The organism is Pseudoxanthomonas suwonensis, assembly GCF_000972865.1.
Classification (GTDB): domain Bacteria; phylum Pseudomonadota; class Gammaproteobacteria; order Xanthomonadales; family Xanthomonadaceae; genus Pseudoxanthomonas; species Pseudoxanthomonas suwonensis_B.
The window spans coordinates 1,570,481-1,589,269 of record NZ_CP011144.1; the positions used below are offsets into that span (position 1 = coordinate 1,570,481).

The 18,789-nt window shown below is 72.0% G+C and carries 14 protein-coding genes; 6 read left to right on the forward strand and 8 right to left on the reverse strand.

Translation table 11 applies throughout. The features are described 5' to 3' along the window. Positions 1-29 precede the first annotated feature (29 nt). The 3 genes from mdoH to acs all read right to left on the reverse strand — a co-directional run bounded on the left by mdoH (position 30) and on the right by acs (position 4,793). Positions 30-1,946: a glucans biosynthesis glucosyltransferase MdoH gene (mdoH, locus tag WQ53_RS06615; RefSeq protein ID WP_052631333.1), complete on the reverse strand. Its 1,917-nt coding sequence runs from the start codon at positions 1,944-1,946 to the stop codon at positions 30-32. A gap of 222 nt (positions 1,947-2,168) precedes the next feature. Further along, the gene (locus WQ53_RS06620) at positions 2,169-2,837 is read right to left on the reverse strand and encodes a response regulator transcription factor (RefSeq protein WP_052631334.1); all 669 of its coding nucleotides are present in this window, start codon (positions 2,835-2,837) and stop codon (positions 2,169-2,171) included. A gap of 12 nt (positions 2,838-2,849) precedes the next feature. Then, positions 2,850-4,793 carry an acetate--CoA ligase gene (gene acs / locus WQ53_RS06625; RefSeq protein WP_052631335.1) on the reverse strand — a complete coding sequence of 648 codons (1,944 nt, stop codon included), beginning with the start codon at positions 4,791-4,793 and terminating at the stop codon, positions 2,850-2,852. Positions 4,794-5,100: 307 nt separating this feature from the next. On the opposite strand from acs, the gene WQ53_RS06630 reads away from it, so the two are divergent. Both WQ53_RS06630 and WQ53_RS06635 read left to right on the forward strand, forming a co-directional pair. Then, on the forward strand, positions 5,101-6,507 hold the full coding sequence (locus tag WQ53_RS06630; RefSeq protein ID WP_052631336.1) for a DcaP family trimeric outer membrane transporter: 1,407 nt from the start codon (positions 5,101-5,103) through the stop codon (positions 6,505-6,507). 14 nt (positions 6,508-6,521) lie between these two features. After that, on the forward strand, positions 6,522-8,189 hold the full coding sequence (locus WQ53_RS06635) for an MFS transporter (RefSeq protein ID WP_052631337.1): 1,668 nt from the start codon (positions 6,522-6,524) through the stop codon (positions 8,187-8,189). A gap of 908 nt (positions 8,190-9,097) precedes the next feature. Here WQ53_RS06635 and WQ53_RS06640 read toward each other — a convergent pair. The 5 genes from WQ53_RS06640 to def all read right to left on the reverse strand — a co-directional run bounded on the left by WQ53_RS06640 (position 9,098) and on the right by def (position 14,998). Then, positions 9,098-10,342 carry an O-antigen ligase family protein gene (locus WQ53_RS06640; RefSeq protein ID WP_236685916.1) on the reverse strand — a complete coding sequence of 415 codons (1,245 nt, stop codon included), beginning with the start codon at positions 10,340-10,342 and terminating at the stop codon, positions 9,098-9,100. Between the two features lie 81 nt (positions 10,343-10,423). Further along, the gene (locus WQ53_RS06645; RefSeq protein WP_052631339.1) at positions 10,424-12,139 is read right to left on the reverse strand and encodes an ArnT family glycosyltransferase; all 1,716 of its coding nucleotides are present in this window, start codon (positions 12,137-12,139) and stop codon (positions 10,424-10,426) included. A gap of 23 nt (positions 12,140-12,162) precedes the next feature. After that, positions 12,163-13,527, reverse strand: a complete 1,365-nt coding sequence (rsmB, locus tag WQ53_RS06650; RefSeq protein ID WP_082112893.1) for a 16S rRNA (cytosine(967)-C(5))-methyltransferase RsmB — start codon at positions 13,525-13,527, stop codon at positions 12,163-12,165. Positions 13,528-13,530: 3 nt separating this feature from the next. Then, positions 13,531-14,454: a methionyl-tRNA formyltransferase gene (gene fmt / locus WQ53_RS06655; protein ID WP_052631340.1), complete on the reverse strand. Its 924-nt coding sequence runs from the start codon at positions 14,452-14,454 to the stop codon at positions 13,531-13,533. 31 nt (positions 14,455-14,485) lie between these two features. Then, positions 14,486-14,998, reverse strand: a complete 513-nt coding sequence (gene def / locus WQ53_RS06660) for a peptide deformylase (RefSeq protein ID WP_052631341.1) — start codon at positions 14,996-14,998, stop codon at positions 14,486-14,488. A gap of 131 nt (positions 14,999-15,129) precedes the next feature. On the opposite strand from def, the gene WQ53_RS06665 reads away from it, so the two are divergent. The 4 genes from WQ53_RS06665 (at position 15,130) to WQ53_RS06680 (ending at position 18,758) form a co-directional block, all read left to right on the forward strand. Then, entirely contained in the window at positions 15,130-16,248 is a 1,119-nt protein-coding gene (locus WQ53_RS06665) for a LysM peptidoglycan-binding domain-containing protein (protein WP_052631342.1), read from the forward strand. 83 nt (positions 16,249-16,331) lie between these two features. Beyond that, entirely contained in the window at positions 16,332-17,444 is a 1,113-nt protein-coding gene (dprA, locus tag WQ53_RS06670; protein ID WP_428992282.1) for a DNA-processing protein DprA, read from the forward strand. 77 nt (positions 17,445-17,521) lie between these two features. Then, positions 17,522-17,995: a DUF494 family protein gene (locus tag WQ53_RS06675; protein ID WP_052631344.1), complete on the forward strand. Its 474-nt coding sequence runs from the start codon at positions 17,522-17,524 to the stop codon at positions 17,993-17,995. Between the two features lie 97 nt (positions 17,996-18,092). Next, the gene (locus tag WQ53_RS06680; RefSeq protein ID WP_052631345.1) at positions 18,093-18,758 is read left to right on the forward strand and encodes a GYF domain-containing protein; all 666 of its coding nucleotides are present in this window, start codon (positions 18,093-18,095) and stop codon (positions 18,756-18,758) included. Positions 18,759-18,789: the final 31 nt, after the last annotated feature.

Genomic DNA, 18,789 nt, shown 5'->3' on the forward strand with positions numbered 1-18,789 from the left:
GCTTCTTCCTTCCCCGGGAACAGCCGGCATTATGCCTGCGGCCGTGCGGCCTCCGCGCGCAGCTCCGCGGCCCGGCGCAGCACCGGCAGCGGCTCCAGTTCCTCGGGGATGCACAGGATCCGGCGCCGGCGCAGCCAGCGGCCCGGCGTACGCGCCGAGGTCAGCCACACGGTCGGGATCGCCAGCACCATGCCCGCCATCACCGGCGACATCCACAGCGCCAGGCCCGGCGACACCGCCCAGGCCAGCGCGCCCATGAACGCGCCGAACAGGCTCAGGCCCGCATAGCTGCGCACCAGGCTGGAGAACGGCACGCTGCCATCGTCGCGGCGCTGCGCTTCCCAGCCCGAGTCGCGGCCGGCCAGCACCTCGGCCACGCCGCGCGACTGCCGGTACATCACGATCGGCGCCATCAGCGCAGCCAGCAGGCTCTCGATCAGCACGCCGGCCAGGGCGCGCCCGGCGCCGCCGGCACCGCGCCGCGCGTCCGCGTCGACCAGGGTGGCCACGTAGCCGAACACCTTCGGCGCGAACAGCACGCCCATGGTCGCGGCGAACAGCCAGGCCACCCGCTCGGCGTCGCGCGCGGCCCAGTAGCGCAGCGGCGAGAAGCCGGGCAGCTGGAAGCCGTCCCAGACCAAGTCGGCGCGGTACAGCGGGATCGCCAGGCCGACCAGCATCAGCATCGCCCACATCGGTGCGGTGAAATAGTGGCCGATGCCGACCAGCATGTGCGTGCGGCTGACCCAGTGCAGTCCCGCGCTGCCGACCACCTTGCCGTGCTGCAGGTTGCCCTGGCACCAGCGACGGTCGCGCACCAGCAGGTCGGTCAGCGAGGGCGGGCCTTCCTCGTAGCTGCCGTCCAGGTCCGGGACCAGGTGGATGGCCCAGCCGCCGCGGCGCATCAGCGCCGCCTCGACGAAGTCGTGGCTGAGCACGTGGCCGCCGAACGGCTTGCGCCCGGGCAGTTCCGGAAGGCCGGCGTGGGCGGCGAAGGCACGGGTGCGCAGCATCGCGTTGTGGCCCCAGTAGTTGCCCTCGCTGCCATGCCACCAGGTCACACCGCGCGCGATCACCGGACCGTACACGTGGCCGCCGAACTGCTGCATGCGCGCGAACAGGGTCTGGCCGTTGACCACCCGCGGCAGGGTCTGCACCAGGCCCACGCCCGGGTTGTGCTCCACCGCCGCGGCCAGCCGCACCAGGGTGGCGCCGCTCATCACGCTGTCGGCGTCCAGGATCAGCATCTGCGGGTAGGCGCCGCCGTAACGCTGCACCCAGTCGGCGATGTTGCCGGCCTTGCGCCCGTTGTTGTCGCCGCGGCGCCGGTAGAACAGGCGGCCGTGGCCGCCGGTGCGTTGCAGCAGCGCGCGGAACTGCTCGACCTCGGCCGCGGCCACCTCCTCGCGGCGACTGTCGCTGAGCACGAAGAAGTCGAAGGCCTCGAGCTGGCCGGTGGCGGCCACCGACTCGTACACCGCCTGCAGGCCGGCCAGGATCCGCGCCGGGTCCTCGTGGTAGGTCGGCATCAGCAGCGCGGTGCGCGAGCGCAGCACCGGCAGCGGGCCGTCGCGGTCGATGCCCAGCGCGTTGCCGCGGCCGGCAACAAGGGTCAGCACGAAGCCGGCGGCGGCGCTGACCGCGGACAGGGCGATCCAGGCGAACAGCGCCACGAACAGCACCAGCAGCACCCCGTCGAGCACGCTCAGGCCGCCGACGCGCAGCACCTGCAGCATGCCCATCGTGGCCAGCGCGGTCAGCGCGGCGGTGCCGCCCACCACCAGCAGGCGGCGCCCGCCGATGCCGGACGGCGAAGTAGCCGGGCGCGCAGGCGCCAGCCGGCCCTCGCGCAGCGACTGGCCCGGCATCGGCAGCGGCGACTCCGCCGCCGGAAGCCAGGACGGCCCCGTGGCGGCAGGCGCGGCGGCCGCGACCGGTGCGGTCATCGCCGCACCCGGCTGGTACTTGGGGAAGGATCGGAAGCTGGGACCACGCACGCGCTCTCCGGGGTCGCGACCGCCGTGCCCCCTGGCAGCGGCACCGGTCGCGGGTCGGTTATTGTGCAGTGCATCACCCGCCATGCCACAGGCGCGTGAACACGCCGTTCCGCGCCGGTTTATGCCGTAACCGCTTTCAGGTGAATGGCACGCGTGATGCGCGCGGCATGCTCAGTCGGCTTCTTCCGGCGGCGGCACGACCCCGTCCGGATCCACCGCCAGGCGCCCGGCCATCAGCACGGCCTGGGTGCGGTTGTTGACGCCCAGCTTGCGCAGCACGGCGGTCACGTGCGCCTTGATGGTCGCCTCGGACACGCCCAGATCCCAGGCGATCTGCTTGTTGAGCCGGCCCTCGCCGAGCATCTGCAATACGCGGAACTGCTGCGGGGTCAGTTCGCGCAGGCGCTGGGCCACGGCCTGCTCGTCGCGGTCCATCGCCGGCGCGGCGGCGGCGGCCGCCGGCGCCCAGCGTTCGCCGTCGAGTACCTGTCCGACCGCGGTGCCGATCGTGTCCGAATCGGCCGACTTGGGAATGAAGCCCAGGGCGCCATGGTCCAGCGCGCGACGCATCACGCTGGGTTCCTCGCGCGCCGACACCACCACCACTGGCAACTGCGGATGCAACGCGCGCAGGTGCACCAGCGCGCTGAAGCCGTGCGCGCCGGGCATGTTCAGGTCCATCAGCAACAGGTCGGCGTCCGGATGCGCCTCGACCAGGCCGTACAGCGCGTCGACGCTGTCGGCCTCGTGCAGGCTCGCGCCGGGCAGGATCCGCTGCACCGCGCCGCGCAAAGCCTCGCGGAACAGCGGATGGTCGTCGGCGATCAGGATGGTGGACATGTGCTCCTGCTCTTACCTGACCTTGCGCTCGTTGACCAGCGACTCCACCACCGACGGATCGGCCAGCGTGGAGGTGTCGCCCAGCTGGTCCGGCGCGTTCTCGGCGATCTTGCGCAGGATCCGGCGCATGATCTTGCCCGAGCGGGTCTTGGGCAGGCCCGGCGCCCACTGCAGATGGTCGGGAGTCGCAATGGGGCCGATCTCCTTGCGCACCCAGGCCACCAGTTCCTTGAGCAGCTCGTCGCTCGAAGCTTCGCCGGCCTTGAGGGTGACGTAGGCGTAGATGCCCTGGCCCTTGATGTCGTGCGGGAAACCGACCACCGCCGCCTCGGCCACCTTCGGGTGCGCCACCAGCGCGCTCTCCACCTCGGCGGTGCCGATGCGGTGGCCGGAGACGTTGATCACGTCGTCGACGCGGCCGGTGATCCAGTAGTAGCCATCGGCGTCGCGGCGGCAGCCGTCGCCGGTGAAGTAGGTGCCCGGGTAGGCGCGGAAGTAGGTGTCGATGAAGCGCTGGTGGTCGCCGTAGACCGTGCGCATCTGCCCCGGCCAGGAATCGAGCAGCACCAGGTTGCCCTCGGCGGCACCCTCCAGCAGCTCGCCGCCGGCGTCGACCAGCGCCGGCCGCACGCCGAAGAACGGCAGCGTGGCCGAGCCGGGCTTGAGGTCGGTGGCGCCCGGCAGCGGCGAGATGAGGATGCCGCCGGTTTCGGTCTGCCACCAGGTGTCCACGATCGGACTGCGGCCGTCACCGACCACGTCGTAGTACCAGCGCCAGGCCTCCGGGTTGATCGGCTCGCCGACGCTGCCGAGCAGGCGCAGGCTGCTGCGCGAGGCCTTGCGCACCGGCTCCTCGCCCTCGCGCATCAGCGCGCGGATCGCGGTCGGGGCGGTGTAGAAGATGGTGACCTGGTGCTTGTCGATCACCTCCCAGAAGCGCGACACGCTGGGGTAGTTGGGCACGCCCTCGAACACCAGCGAGGTGGCGCCGTTGGCCAGCGGCCCGTAGACGATGTAGCTGTGGCCGGTGACCCAGCCCACGTCGGCGGTGCACCAGTAGACGTCGTCCTCGCGCAGGTCGAACACCGCCTCGTGGGTGTAGGACGCGTACAGCAGGTAGCCGCCGGTGGTATGCAGCACGCCCTTGGGCTTGCCGGTGGAACCGGAGGTGTAGAGGATGAACAGCGGATCCTCGGCGTTCATCCGCTCCGGCTCGCATTCGGCCGGCTGGCCGTCGACCACGTCGTGGAACCAGCGGTCGCGCGGGGCCTGCATGGCCACCGCGCCGCCGGTGTGGCGCACCACCAGCACCGTTTCCACCGTGTTGGTGCCGGGCAGCTTCAGCGCCGCATCGACATTGGCCTTGAGCGGGATCTTCTTGGACCCGCGCAGGCCCTCGTCGGCGGTGATCACCAGCTTGCTGCCGCAGTCGGACACGCGGTCGGCGATCGAGTTCGGCGCGAAGCCGCCGAACACCACCGAGTGGATCGCGCCGATGCGCGCGCAGGCCAGCATCGCCACCACCGCGTCGGGGATCATCGGCAGGTAGATGGTGACCCGGTCGCCCTTGACCACGCCCAGGTTGCGCAGCGCGTTGCCGAGCCGGCACACGCGCTCGTACAACTCGCGGTAGCTGACCTTCTGCGCCGGCTGGTCCGGGTCGTCCGGCTCGAACAGCAGCGCGGTCTTTTCGCCGCGCGTGGCCAGCTGCCGGTCCAGGCAGTTGACGCTGGCGTTGATCTCGCCGTCGGCGAACCAGCGGATGCGGAAATCGTCCAGCGCGTAGCTGACATCCTTGACCCGGGTGGGCTCGCGGAACCAGTCCAGGCGCCCGGCGGCCCTGCGCCAGAAGCCGTCCGGGTCCTCGACCGACTCGCGGTACAGGCGCTGGTAGTCGTCCTTGCCGATGCGCGCGCGCGCGGCGAATTCCGGCTTGACGGGGTACAGGTCGGACATCGCTACTCCCTCCTCAAGATGCCTGCTGGCCGCTGCGCGTCGCGCACTGGCCGGACCGACAGTGTGACCCAAGGATCGTGACGCATTGCAACAGCCGGGCTAAGACCTTGGTCGAACCCGGCGTGGCCGGACGCGGAAACGACCACGCAACGGCGGGCTTCGCCACCGCCGCCGGGCCCGGCTTCGACCAATGGCGAATAGGCGCTCCGTACCCGCCATGCGCAGTCTGCGGGCAACGACCGCGGGCGCAGCGCGGCCGATCGCCGTACGCAACGACCGTCACCACTCACGAGGGAGAGAGGGGCAAATGAGCAAGCATCCATCCAGACTGGTGCGCCGCCCGCTGGCCGCGGCGCTGCTGGTCGCGCTGGTGGCGCCGGGCGCGGCGTTCGCGCAGACCGCACGCGAGCAGGCGCTCGAGGCGCGCGTGGCGGAACTGGAACGCCAGGTGCAGCTGCTGCTGACGACCCAGCAGCAACAGCAGTCGCAGATCGCCACCACCCAGGAGCAGGTCGGCCTGGTGCAGTCGGCGCAGGCTGCGGCGCCAGCACCTGCCCTGCCGGCCGGCAAGCAGCCAATCCAGGCGACCACCATCGTGACCGCGGCCAACCCCGGCACCACCTTCTCCTACGGCGGTTTCGTCAAGCTCGACGCGATGGTCACCGACACCAGCGACGGGCGCATCGCCGACGGCTCGTCCGGCCGCCTGTTCTACGTGCCCGGCACCATCCCGGTGGGCGGCGCGGGCGCTGACGGCGGCGACCCCTACACCGACCTCCACGCCCAGTTCTCGCGCTTCTGGCTCAGCGCCGACCACGTGACCGACTCGGGCGACAAGTTCAAGGCCCTCGTGGAGATGGACTTCTTCGGCGGCGGCAGCAACGCGCTGGCCGGCAACGAGGTCGCCACCAACACCTACGCGGTGACCCTGCGCCAGGCCTACGTGAGCTGGAACAAGTGGCTGGCCGGCCAGACCTGGTCCAACTTCCAGGACGTGGCCGCCCTGCCCGACGCGGTGGACTTCGTCGGCGTCACCGACGGCACCATCTTCGTGCGCCAGGCGCAGGTGCGCTACACCAGCGGGCCGTGGTCGTTCGCGCTGGAGAACCCCAACACCACCGTGCAGGCCTACGCGCCTTATGCGGCGGCCGCCGGCGCGCGCACCACCACCGGCGACAACAACCTGCCGGACCTGACCGGGCGCTACAACATCAAGGGCGACTGGGGCCACTTCTCGGTCGCGGCGATGCTGCGCCAGTTCAAGTCCGGCGAGCACACCGACTCCGGCGGTGCGGTCAGCGTCTCGGGCAGGTTCAACCTCGGCGCCAGCGACGACATCCGCTACATGGCCAATGCCGGCAGCGGCATCGGCCGCTACATGGCCTTCGGCCTGGGCAGCGACGTCGTCCAGACTAATGTCGGCGGCGACATCGAGGCGCTGACCGGCTATGGCGGATTCGTCGCCTGGCGGCACGTGTTCAGCCCGAAGCTGCGCAGCAACCTGATGTATTCGGCGGCGCATTTCGACAACGACGCGGCCCTGATCGGCTGGGGCGTGACCGAGCGCTCGCAGTCCTACCACGCCAACCTGATCTATTCCCCGTTCCCGAAGCTGGACATCGGCGCGGAGATCGGCTGGGGCCAGCGCTCGCTGGAAGATGACCGCGCCGGCGACCTGAGGCGCTTCCACACGACCGTCAAATACAGCTTCTGAGGGAGAGGATCCACATGAGCGCCACCACCATCACGCAACCCGCGCCCAAGGGCGAGCTGACCCAGGGCCACAAGAAGGTCATCTTCGCCTCGAGCCTGGGCACGGTCTTCGAGTGGTACGACTTCTACCTGTACGGTTCGCTGGCGGTGATCATCGCCAGGCAGTTCTTCAGCGGCGTCAACGAGACCACGGGCATGATCTTCGCCCTGCTGGCCTTCGCCGCCGGCTTCTTCGTGCGCCCGTTCGGTGCGGCCTTCTTCGGCAGCCTCGGTGACCGCATCGGTCGCAAGTACACGTTCCTGGTCACGATCCTGATCATGGGCATCTCCACCTTCCTGGTCGGCATCCTGCCCAACTACGCGACGATCGGCTTCGCCGCGCCGGTGATCCTGATCGTGCTGCGCCTGGCCCAGGGCCTGGCGATGGGCGGCGAGTACGGCGGCGCGGCCACCTACGTGGCCGAGCATGCGCCACCGGGCAGGCGCGGCCTGTACACCAGCTTCATCCAGACCACCGCCACGCTGGGCCTGTTCCTGTCGCTGGCGGTGATCCTGACCTGCCGCCTGACCCTGGGCGACGAGGCGTTCGAGGCCTGGGGCTGGCGCATCCCGTTCCTGGGCTCGATCGTGCTGCTGGGCATCTCGGTGTGGATCCGCCTGCAGCTGAGCGAGTCGCCGCTGTTCCAGCAGATGAAGGCCGAGGGCAAGGGTTCCAAGCAGCCGTTCCGCGACTCGCTCAAGGGCGGCAACATGAAGCTGATGCTGCTGGTGCTGTTTGGCGCCACCGCCGGCCAGGCCGTGGTCTGGTACGCCGGCCAGTTCTACGCGCTGTTCTACCTGCAGAGCATGCTCAAGGTCGACCCGACCGTGTCCTACCTGCTGATCGCCGCCTCGCTGCTGCTGGCCACGCCGTTCTTCCTGTTCTTCGGCTGGCTGTCGGACAAGATCGGGCGCAAGAAGATCATCATGGCCGGCTGCCTGCTGGCGGCGTTGACCTACTTCCCGATCTTCAAGGGCATCACCCACTTCGCCAACCCGGGCGTGGAGGAGGCCAGCCGCAACTCGCCGGCGGTGGTCGTGGCCGATCCGGCCACCTGCAGCTTCCAGTTCGATCCTGTGGGCATCCGCAAGTTCACCAGCTCCTGCGACGTGGCCACCGCCGCGCTGACCCGCGCCGGCGTGCCCTACAGCGTGGAAAAGGCGCCGGCCGGCTCGCTCGCGCAGATCCGGTTCGGGAACAACACCGCCATCGACTCGTTCGAGGCCGAAGGCCTGGCCGGCGACGCGCTCAAGACCCGGCAGGGCGAGTTCGCCGCCGCGCTGAAGGAGGCGTTCGCCACCGCCGGCTATCCGGCCAAGGCCGACACCGCCCGCATCAACATCCCGATGACGATCCTGCTGCTGTGGATCCTGGTGCTGTACGTGACCATGGTCTATGGCCCGATCGCCGCCTACCTGGTGGAGCTGTTCCCGACCCGGATCCGCTACACCTCCATGTCGCTGCCGTACCACATCGGCAACGGCTGGTTCGGCGGGTTCCTGCCGGCAATCTCCTTCGCCCTGGTCGCGGGCACCGGCAACCTGTACTTCGGCCTGTGGTACCCGATCGGCATCGCCGTGATGACCCTGGTGATCGGCACGCTGTTCCTGCACGAGACCAAGAACGTGGACATCACCAAGTAGCCCCCCCCTCCCTCCCCCGGCCGGCGGCCACGCCGGCTCCCCCGGGCGCCGGCTCCCACGTGGAGCCGGCGCTTTCTTTTGGTTCTTGGCCCGTTTGAGGGGGGACGGGTCATGAGGCAACTGCAACTGCAACTGCAACCGCAAGAGCGCCGGGGGTGGTGGGCTTCGGGCTGAGCCGCGGCAGTGCGGGTGTGTTGCGGTCGGCTCGACGGCACATCCGTGTGCCGACTCGCCGACGCGGCCATCCATGGCCGCTGCCGCAACATACCCGCACTGCCACGTCTTCGGGGACGTCGGGGTCGTGGTTCCGTTCCGGCGTCCAGAAGCAACAGTCGTCGTTGCGTCGCCCGCGCCGTTCTGTAGGAGCCGGGTTTGACCGCGACGCGATGCCGCCGGCACAGGCGACGCCCTCATGGTTCCGACGCCTGTGTCGCCGACTGAAGTCAGCTCCTACAGAAGAGCGGCCGCGCCGTGGCGGTTGTAGGAGCCGGGTTCAGCCGGCGACACGACGCCCTCGGCACGGGCGACGCCCTGGGATTTCCGATGCCCGGGTCGCCAGCAAGCTGGGCTCCTACAGGAAGCCCGGAACCATCAGGTCGCGGTGTTTTCTCGCCAGGTCATGGAAGCCACGACCGCCACGCCACCCGAGGACGTCGTCCTGCCGGGGTATGGCGCAAGTGGCACAGGGAGGTGCCACGGCCCCGAGTTGAGGGCAGGATGCCCGACCGAGGGGTAAGCCATACCCCGGCAGGACGGCGGCCCGGCCGAAGCCAGCGCTCTTGCTCCTAGGCCATAGCGACGGCAGCCCGCCGAAACCGACGCCAGTGGTTCGCGACGACGCCTGCTGCTGACTCAGGATCCGGGCGGCCTTCGCCGGAGTTGGGAGAAGACCCTTTCTGCCGGGCGGCTCAGCGGCTGCGATCGCGCCAGTGGGCCTCGCGCAGCGCCAGGCCCAGCAGCACGCCGCAGACGGCGGCATAGACGCTGGTGGTGGTCTGGTGGGCGAAGATCGACTGGGTCAGGCCGGCGAGCATGAACATCGCCACCACCATCGCCCCGGCGGAGGCCGCGCCGCGCAGCCGCCCGGTGGCCGCGCCGCGGCGCAGGTGCAGGAACAACCACAGCGGGATGCCGTAGAGCATCGCCAGCGCGGCCACGCCCGGTATGCCCATGGTCGCGGCCCACTCGGCCAGGTCGTTGTGCGCGTGATCGAGGTGGCAGCGCTCGGGCTGATTGCCGGCGTCACCGCGGCAGGCCGGCAGCCGCTGCATTGCCCGGTCGAACTCGCCGAATCCGACCCCGGTCCAGGGCGCGTCGGCGAACGCGCCGGCGGCCACCCGCAGCCGCTCCAGGCGCGCGCCGGCGGAGGAGTTGTGGTCGCCGCGGTCCAGCCGCGCGAGGTCCTGGCGCAGTTCGGCCAGCCGCATCTGCTGGTGCAGCGCCGGCACCGAGGCCAGCAGCACGATGCCGGCGGCCACCATCGCGCCGAGCACCAGGCCGCGGCTGCGCCGGCTGCGCCAGCCGCTGCCCAGCACCAGCACCAGCAGCATCAGCAGCAGCCCCGGCCAGGCGCCACGGGTGCCGCTGAGCAGGATCGCCAGCACGCCCAGCGCCAGTCCGATCACCGACCAGTGCCAGCTGCGCGGCGGGCGGCAGAACACCGCCAGCACCATCAGCACCAGCACTACGTCGGCGAAGACGATCTCGTTGAGCCAGCCGCCAGCGCGGACCGCGCCGGCCAGCACCTGGGTCAGGGCCAACGCGGCGGCGGCCAGCAGTCCCGCCAGCGCGCCGCGCCAGAGCATCGTCCGCGGCGGGTCCAGGGCCCAGGCCCAGGCCATTGCCCACGGCAGCACCAGCCAGCGGTCGCGGCCGTCGATGCCCTCACTGGACCCGGTCAGGCGGATCGAGACCAGCGCCACCAGCAACGGCACGATCCCGGCCAGCGCCACCAGCAGCCACGGCCAGCCGATCTGGCGGGTGGCGCGGGCCACGCGCAACGGCACCAGCAGGGTCGAGGCCAACAGCAGCAGGCCGAAGGGCAGCAGTCCCTTGGGGATGGACAGGGTCAGCGCCGGCAGGCACCACAGGCCCAGCGCCGCGCAGGCCTGCGCCCAGCGCAGCCGCCAGTCGCCCGTATTGTCGGATCGCACGTCTTCCATCCACACCCCCGCACCGGCTGCGGCGCATGTTCCGGCCCGTTCCCGGAACACGCGCTGAGCCGGCGCAGCGTCCTAGTCGGTATCGTGTTCCTGGACGGCCTCGGCCCGTGCCCGTTCCTCGCCCGTGGCCACGCACTCCCCGGCCACTGCGCCGGGCGGTACCAGCCACCAACGGCGGCGGTTGGAAATGCCGGCCAGTTCGATCCGCTGCCGGTCGATGCAGGCCTCCAGCGCCTGCTCCCGCACCAGCAGCCAGCGCCCGGGCACCTGCGCCTGCCAGGCCACCGCGCGCCGCAGTTGCTCGTCCCACGGCACCTGGAAGCCGAATTCCGCCACCGCGCGGTCGGCCATCAGCAGGTTCTGCTCCTTCCAGGCCACCAGGCCCAGTTCCGCCTCCGGCCCGATCCGGCGCCCGGCATCGGTCATGACCCCGCGCGCGGAACTGGCGTCGTTGAGGACCTGGTGGCCGACCAGGCCGAAGGCCACCCACAGCCCGGCCAGGGTGCCGAACAGCGCCGCCGCCGTGCGGCGGCGGAACGCCAGCACGCAGCCCAGCCCCCAGGTGCCGATCGCCAGCAGCATCCAGCCGCCGGCGCGGATCCCGGCCGGATCCAGCCCGCGCTGCAACTCCAGCCGCAGCGCCAGCGACCCGCTCCCGCCCAGCAGCACCAGCCCACCTGCCAGGAACAGCAGCGCCAGCGCCGCCGCCAGCGCCAGCAGCAGCGCCCTCGCCCAGCGACGGCGCAACAGCCCCGGCAGCAGCGGCGCCAGCGCCAGGCACATCATCGGCAGCGCCGGCATCACGTACACGTCGCGCTTGCCGGCGGGGATCGAGAAGAACACCACCACCAGCGCCCACCATGCCAGTGGCAGCAGGTAACGCGCGTCACGGCGCCGCAGCCGCCGCCACCAGGCCGGCAGCGCCCACGGCAGCGCCAGCGCCGGCGGGATCCACATCGTCAGCATCACCCCGAGGTGATACCAGGGCGGCTGGTGGTGGTCCCAGGACTGCGAATAACGCTTGGCGGTCTGCCGGAACAGGATGTCGTCGAGGTAGGCGCGGTATTCGGGCAGGTCCTTGGACAGGGCCACCGCCACCACCGGCAGCAGCCACGCCGACACCGCGGCCAGGAACGCCAGCGGCCCCAGCCAGAAGCGCGGATCGCGCACGTGCACCCGCACCCGCGGCCAGCCGCGCCAGGAAGCCAGCACCGCCGGCAGCAGCATCAGCAGCGCGATCGCGCCCACGCCCTTGGTGATCGTGCCCAGCCCGGCGGCGAACCAGCCCAGCGTCCACCAGCGCCAGTCCGGGCCGAGCAACAGGTGGCGCAGCAGGCCGTAGTTGGCCAGGGTGATGAAGAAGGTGACCAACGGGTCGATCTGCGCCTTCTTCGCCTGCCAGGTGAACTGGAACGCGAACAGCAGCGCCCAGGCCGCATACAGCCCGACCCGCCGCGTCCACAGCCGCCGGCCCAGGTCCTGCACGCACCACAACGTGCCCAGCGCGGCCAGCAGCGAGGGCAGCAGGAACGCCACGCGCCAGTTGCCGAAGACCGTATGGAACGCGGCCTGCAGCCACATCAGCATCGGCGGCTTGTCGGAATACAGTTCGCTGCCGCGGTGCGGGAACAGCCAGTTGCCGCTCTCCACCATCTGCTTGGCGACCAGGGCGAAGCGCGGCTCGTCGGCCGGCCACGGGTCGCGCAGGCCCAGCCCCGCGCCCAGCACGAGCAGCGCCACGATCCAGAACAGCCAGGTCTCGCGGGTGCGCGCGTCTAGAGTCGGCATAGGGCGCCGATGATAGCGGGCGCTCAGTCGGCCTTTCGTAGACGCGCGTAGAAGAATCCGTCCATCCCGTCCTCGCCGGGCAGGCGCTGGCGGCCGGCGCCGGCGGCATGGCCGAACTCCTCTGGCAGCGCGACGGCGCGCGCGTCGGGCGTGCGCGCCAGGAACGCATCGACCTGCTCCGCGTTCTCCTCCGGCAGGATCGAGCAGGTCGCGTACAGCAGCGTGCCGCCGGGGCGCAGCAGCGCCCAGGTCGCGTCGAGCAGCCGTGCCTGGGCCTGGACCAGGGCGGCGAGGTCGTCCTCGCGCCGGTGCAGCAGGATATCCGGCTGCCGCCGCACCACCCCGGTGGCCGAGCACGGCGCGTCGAGCAGGATCGCGTCGAAGGTGAAGCCGTCCCACCACAGCGCCGGCATCGTCGCGTCGGCGGCGCGGACCTGCGCGCGTTCCAGCACGCCCGAGCGCCGCAGGTTGTCTTCCACCCGCGGCAGGCGCCGCGGATCCACGTCCAGGGCCAGCAGTTCCAGCGCCGGGTCGCGCTCGAGCAGGTGCGCGGCCTTGCCGCCGGGGGCGGCGCAGGCGTCGAGCACGCGTGCGCCCGGTTCCGGCGCCAGCGCATCGGCGGCCTGCTGCGCCGAACCGTCCTGCACCGCGACCAGGCCCTCGTCGAAACCCGGCAGCGCCGCCACCGGCACCGGCGCATCCAGGCGCAGCGCATCGGCCAAGCGCGGATCCGTCTCCGCGGCGAGCCCGGCCTGCTCCAACCGTGCGCGGTAGTCCTCGCGCGCTATCCGGCCGCGGTTGACCCGCAGCCACAGCGGCCCGGGCTGGGCGCTGGCGGCGAACACCGCCGGCGCCTGCGCCGGCCAGGCCGCCGCGATCCGCTCGCGCAGCCAGGACGGCCACGCGCCGGCCGGGTCGGCCGGTGGAAAACCTTCGCGCTGGGCGCGGCGCAGCAGCGCGTTGACCAGCCCGGCCTGGTGCGGCCGGCCCAGCGCGCGCGCCGCCTCGACGGTGGCGTCCAGCGCCGCGTGCGCCGGCAGCTGCAGCGCGTCGAGCTGGGCACAGCCGGCCAGCAGCAGCGCCAGCAATGGGCCTTCATGCGCGCCCGGCGGCTTCTGCATCCAGCCGCGCAGCGCCGGTTCGTAACGGTAGCGCCCGCGCAGCGCGGCGAACGCGATCGCCTCCAGCAGCGCGCGGTCGCGCGGGTCGGGCAGGCGCGGCAGCGCCGCGGCCAGCTCCGACTTCAGCGACCGGCCGCGGTGCACCACTGCATCGAGCACCTGCGCGGCCAGCACGCGCACTTCCACGCCGGGCGCCAGCGGGCGCCGCCCAGGTCCGGGCGGCCGCGGCGGGATCGGCCGGTCGGCGGGGGGACGCGGCTGCGACATCGGTCAGTCAGCCCGTGCCAGGTCGCGGCGCGCGTTGAGCCAGTCGGCCGCGGTGATCGCGCGGCCGCCGTCGCGCTGGACCACGCGCAGGCGCAGCACGCCCTGGCCGCAGGCGATGTCGATGCCCTCGCGCCCGGCGGCCAGCAGGGTGCCGGGCTCGGCGCCGTGCCCGGCCTCCAGCGCGATCGCGCCATGGATGCGCAGGCGCTCGCCGGCGACCGTGGCCTCGGCCACCGGCCAGGGGTTGAACGCTCGCACGGTGCGCGCCAGCTCGGCCGCCGGCCGCTGCCAGTCCAGCCGCGCCTCGGCCTTGTCCAGTTTGTGCGCGTAGGTGACGCCATCGTCCGGCTGTGGCCACGGCACCGGCAGCAGGCCGGCACGCAGCAGGCCCAGGCCGTCGGCCAGCACCTGCGCGCCCATCTCCGCCAGGCGGTCGTGCAACTGGCCGCCGGTCTCCTCCGGCCCGATCGGGGTGGCCTGCTCGAGCAGCACCGGACCGGTGTCCAGGCCGGCCTCCATCCGCATCAGGCACACGCCGGTCTCGGCGTCGCCGGCCTGGATCGCGCGCTGGATCGGCGCGGCGCCGCGCCAGCGCGGCAGCAGCGAGGCGTGCACGTTCCAGCAGCCGTGCGCGGGGATGGCCAGCACCGCCCTGGGCAGGATCAGGCCGTAGGCGACCACGACCATCAGGTCCGGGGCCAGCGCGCGCAGTTCGCGCTGCGCCTCGGCGCCGCGCAGCGTTTCCGGCTGCAGCACCGGGATGCCGCGGGCGACGGCCTCCTGCTTGACCGGCGAGGCGGCCAGGCCACGGCCGCGCCCGGCCGGGCGGTCGGGCTGGGTGTAGACGGCCACCACCTCGCCGGTGCGCGCGGCGGCACGCAGCGAGGGCACCGCGAAGTCCGGGGTACCGGCGAAGACGATTCTCATGAGTGCGGGGACTGGTGAATCCCGCTCCAGCTCACGCCGCGTGCTTGCGCTGCTTGGCCAGCTTCTTGCGCACCATCTCGCGCTTGAGCGGCGACAGGTAGTCGATGAACAGCTTGCCGTCGAGATGGTCGATCTCGTGCTGGATGCATACCGCCAGCAGGCCGTCGGTGGTCAGCTCCTGCTCGCGCCCCTCACGGTCCAGGTAGCGGACGCTGACGGTGTCGGCGCGGGTCACGTCGGCGAAGACGCCGGGGATCGACAGGCAGCCCTCCTGGTAGACCTGCTGGCCCTGGCGGGCGCCGATCTCCGGATTGACGAACACCAGCGGCTGGTCCTTGCCCTCGCTCACGTCGATGACCATGAAACGGTGATGCGCGTCGACCTGGGTCGCGGCCAGGCCGATGCCGGGCGCGGCGTACATGGTCTCGAACATGTCGTCGATCAGGCGCTGGAACTCCGGGCTGGCCAGCCGCGCGGCGTCGACCGGCGCGGCCTTGGTGCGCAGGCGCGTGTCGGGAAACTCGAGGATGGGGAGCTGGGCCATGGTCTACTCCGAGGGGAAAGGCCGGGACAAACCGGCCGGCCGTCGCAATTCTAACGCGGAAGCTTGCGCAACGGCCTGAATTCTGGACTATAGTCCGCGAACCTGTTGGGGAATCAGGCGGGATCGCAACCATGCTCACACGCCTTCGGACGGTCTTTGCCGTCGCGATGCTGACCGTCGCCACCTACGCCGCCGCCGTCGAGTCGCGCGGCAGCCATCCGGACACCTACGTGGTGGTCCGGGGCGACACCCTCTGGGACATCGCCGGGCGCTTCCTCGGCAAGCCCTGGCTGTGGCCGGAAATCTGGCAGGCCAATCCACAGGTCGCCAACCCGCACCTGATCTTCCCGGGCGACGTCCTGAGCCTGGCCTACCTGGACCGCGTGGCGGTGCAGCCGGGCCCGCGCCAGGAGGCCCCGATCGGCGCGGTCCCGCTGTCGGAGATCGAGCCGTTCCTGAAGGACCTGCGCGTCGCCGACGCCTTCGAGCACCTGCCCTACGTGGTCGGCTTCGAGGACAACCGCCTGCGCGGCAGCTTCGGCCAGGCCGCCTACGTGCAGGGCCTGGGCGGGGTCCAGGTCGGCCAGCGCTACGTGGTGCTGCGCCCGACCGTGCGCTTCGCCCAGCCGCGCCCGTTCCAGGACCTGGAACCGCACGGCCGCCCGCTGGCGCTGGACGGCAACCTGTGGCGCGAGTACGTGCCGCCGACCGGCCGCAACGAGTTCCTCGGCTTCGAGCTGGCTCAGGTCAACGTCGGCACCATCACCCGCGCGCCGGGCGGCAACGTCCAGGTGGCGACCCTGCAGCTGGAGGACAGCGGCCACGAAGTCCGTGCCGGCGACCGCGTGGTCCCGGTCGAGGCGCAGCCGTACGACCTGCAGTTCTTCCCGCATCCGCCGGCCTCGCTGCCCGCCGAGGTGCGCGTGCTGGCGGTAGCCGATTCGTTCAGCGCCGCCGGCCCGCGCGACGTGGTCGCCCTGTCCGCCGGCCGCCTGGACGGCGTGGACAACGGCACCGTGGTCTCGCTCTGGCGCCAGGGCCGCCACGTCAACAACCGGGTCACCGGCCGCAGCACCTCGCGCCAGGACGACCGCTTCGCCGCCAGCGGCGACACCGTCGCCCTGCCGGACGAGTACGCCGCCCACGCCATGGTGTTCCGCACCTTCGACCGGGTCAGCTATGCGCTGGTGATGGACGCGGTCAAGCCGGTCCGGGTCGGCTACGACGCGCGGCATCCGGACGCGCAGTAGCTCCGGCGAATTCCTACAGTGGTCAGCGACGGCGCCCTAGGGCGCCGTCGTCGTTTCCGGCCCAGGATCCGGCGATGCCCGCGATCCCGCCCGCCGCCCACGACCCGTTGCCGCTTTTGCGGCTGGTACTGGCTGGCCGCCGCCGTGCGGCCCGCGACGCGCTGCTGCGCGACGGCGACAGCGACCCGGCGCTGCAGGCGCGGGCCGTGGCGGTGCCCGCCGCGGCGATCGACCGCACCCTGGCCTGGCTGGCGCGCCCCGGCCGCCACCTGCTCGGCTGCGATGATCCGCGCTATCCGCCGCTGCTGCGGCAGGCGCCCGATCCGCCGCTGGCGCTGTTCGTCGACGGCGACCCGGACGCGCTGTGGCGGCCGGCGGTGGCGGTGGTCGGCAGCCGCGGCGCCAGCGCCGCTGGGCGCGACAACGCCCGGCTGTTCGCGCAGGCGCTGTGCCGGGCCGGGCTGGCGGTGGCCAGCGGCCTGGCCGCGGGCATCGACGCAGCCGCGCACGAGGCGGCGCTGGCGGTGCCGGACGGGCTCACCGTCGCGGTGCTCGGCACCGGTCCGGACGTGCCCTACCCACGCCGGCACGCCGGGCTGCGCGAGCGCATCGCCGCGACCGGCGCGGTGGTCAGCGAACACCCGCCCGGCACGCCGCCGCGGGCGCACCAATTCCCCTGCCGCAACCGGATCATCGCCGGGCTGTCGCTGGGCACCCTGGTGGTGGAGGCGGCGGTCCGGTCCGGGGCGCTGATCACCGCCCGCCTGGCCGCCGAGGCCGGGCGCGAGGTGTTCGCCCTCCCGGGCTCGATCCACCACCCGCTGGCGCGCGGCTGCCACCGCCTGATCCGCGAGGGCGCCCAGCTGGTCGAGCAGCCCGCCGAGGTGCTGGCCGGGATCGCCCCGCTGGCCGGCCGCCTGGCGGCGTCGCTGGCGCCTGAACCGGGTCCGTCCGGAGGTCTCGGCCAGGCCCCGCCGGGCCTGCCGGCGGCGTCCGGCGCAATCGCTCCCGACCACGACAGATTGTGGGACGCCCTCGGCCACGACCCCACCCCTATGGATGCACTGGTCGAGCGGACCGGATTGACGACCGCTGCGGTGTCCTCCATGCTGCTGGCCATGGAACTGGACGGGCGGGTGGTGGTCGAACATGGCCGCTACACACGCAGGTCCACCGGCGGCGGCGCGGTCGCCTGACACGGGCGGCCTGCCGAGGCACGACGCCGGTGGTTCCCCACCCCACGGCGCCCCCCAAAGGGCGCAGGCCGAGGGCAATGAAAGAAAGCATACTGGACGTCCTGCTCTACCTCTTCGAACACTACATCGGCGACGATGCGGACACCCTCCGCGACCGCGACCCGCTGCAGGAGGGGTTGATCGAGGCCGGCTTCAGTCCCAGCGAAATCAGCAAGGCCTTCGACTGGCTCGACGGGCTGGCGCAGCAGCGGCCGGCCGGCGGCCAGGCGCGGGTCGACGGCCCTGTGCGGGTCTACCACGGCCCCGAGCTGGACAAGCTCGACGTCGACTGCCGCGGCTTCCTGCTGTTCCTGGAGCAGCACGGCGTGCTCGACGCCGACCAGCGCGAACTGGTGCTGGACCGGGCCATGGCCCTGGACCAGGACGAGCTGGACCTGGACGATCTCAAGTGGGTGGTGCTGATGGTGCTGTTCAACCAGCCCGGCGCCGAAGCCGCGTACGCCTGGATGGAAACGCAGATGTTCGGCGAGGAGCCCGAGCCGGTGCACTGAGCCGCGCGTGGCCCGACCTTCCACGGAAGCCGGCGCAAGCCGGCTTCCGCGCATCCGGGCCATCGGTTAACGTGGGCGCACGCTTCCGGGGGAGTCCATGAGCGACTGGTACTACGCCACTGCCGACGGGCAGCGGCACGGCCCGCTGCAGGCCGCTGAAATGCATGCGCTGGCCACGGACGGGACGATCGCCGCGCAGACCCTGGTCTGGCGCGACGGCCTGCCCGGCTGGCGGCCGTTGCACGAACTGGCGTCCGAACTGGGATTGCCCGCGCTGCCGCCGCCGCTGGTCGCGCCGGTGGCCCCGCGGCCGCCACCGTCCGGCCTGTCCGGCTGCGCGATCGCAGCACTGGTCGCCGTAGCCGGCGTGTTCATGCTGGCCGTGCTCGGCATCCTCGCCGCCATCGCCCTGCCCGCCTACAACGACTACACCCAGCGCTCGCGGGCCGCCGCCGCGATCGCCGAAGCCCGGGTCCACCAGGGGGCGGTCGCCGATTTCATGGCCGCGCACGGGCGCTGTCCGCGCAACGGCGACCCGGGTTTCGAGCGCGCCACCCACTACGCCAGCGCGCACTTGGTGTCGATCGAGTTCGGCGAATTCGAGGCCAGCGCCCTGTGCGGGCTGGTGGCGACGATCAACGCACCCGGCAACGAGGCGCTGGACGGAAACGCGATCTGGCTGGAATACAACCCCGCGGTGGATACCTGGCTGTGCTCCTCCGCCGTGGAGGACCGTTACCTTCCCCACGCCTGCCGCGGCTGAGCCCGCGCACGGCACGGGAACAACATCAAGC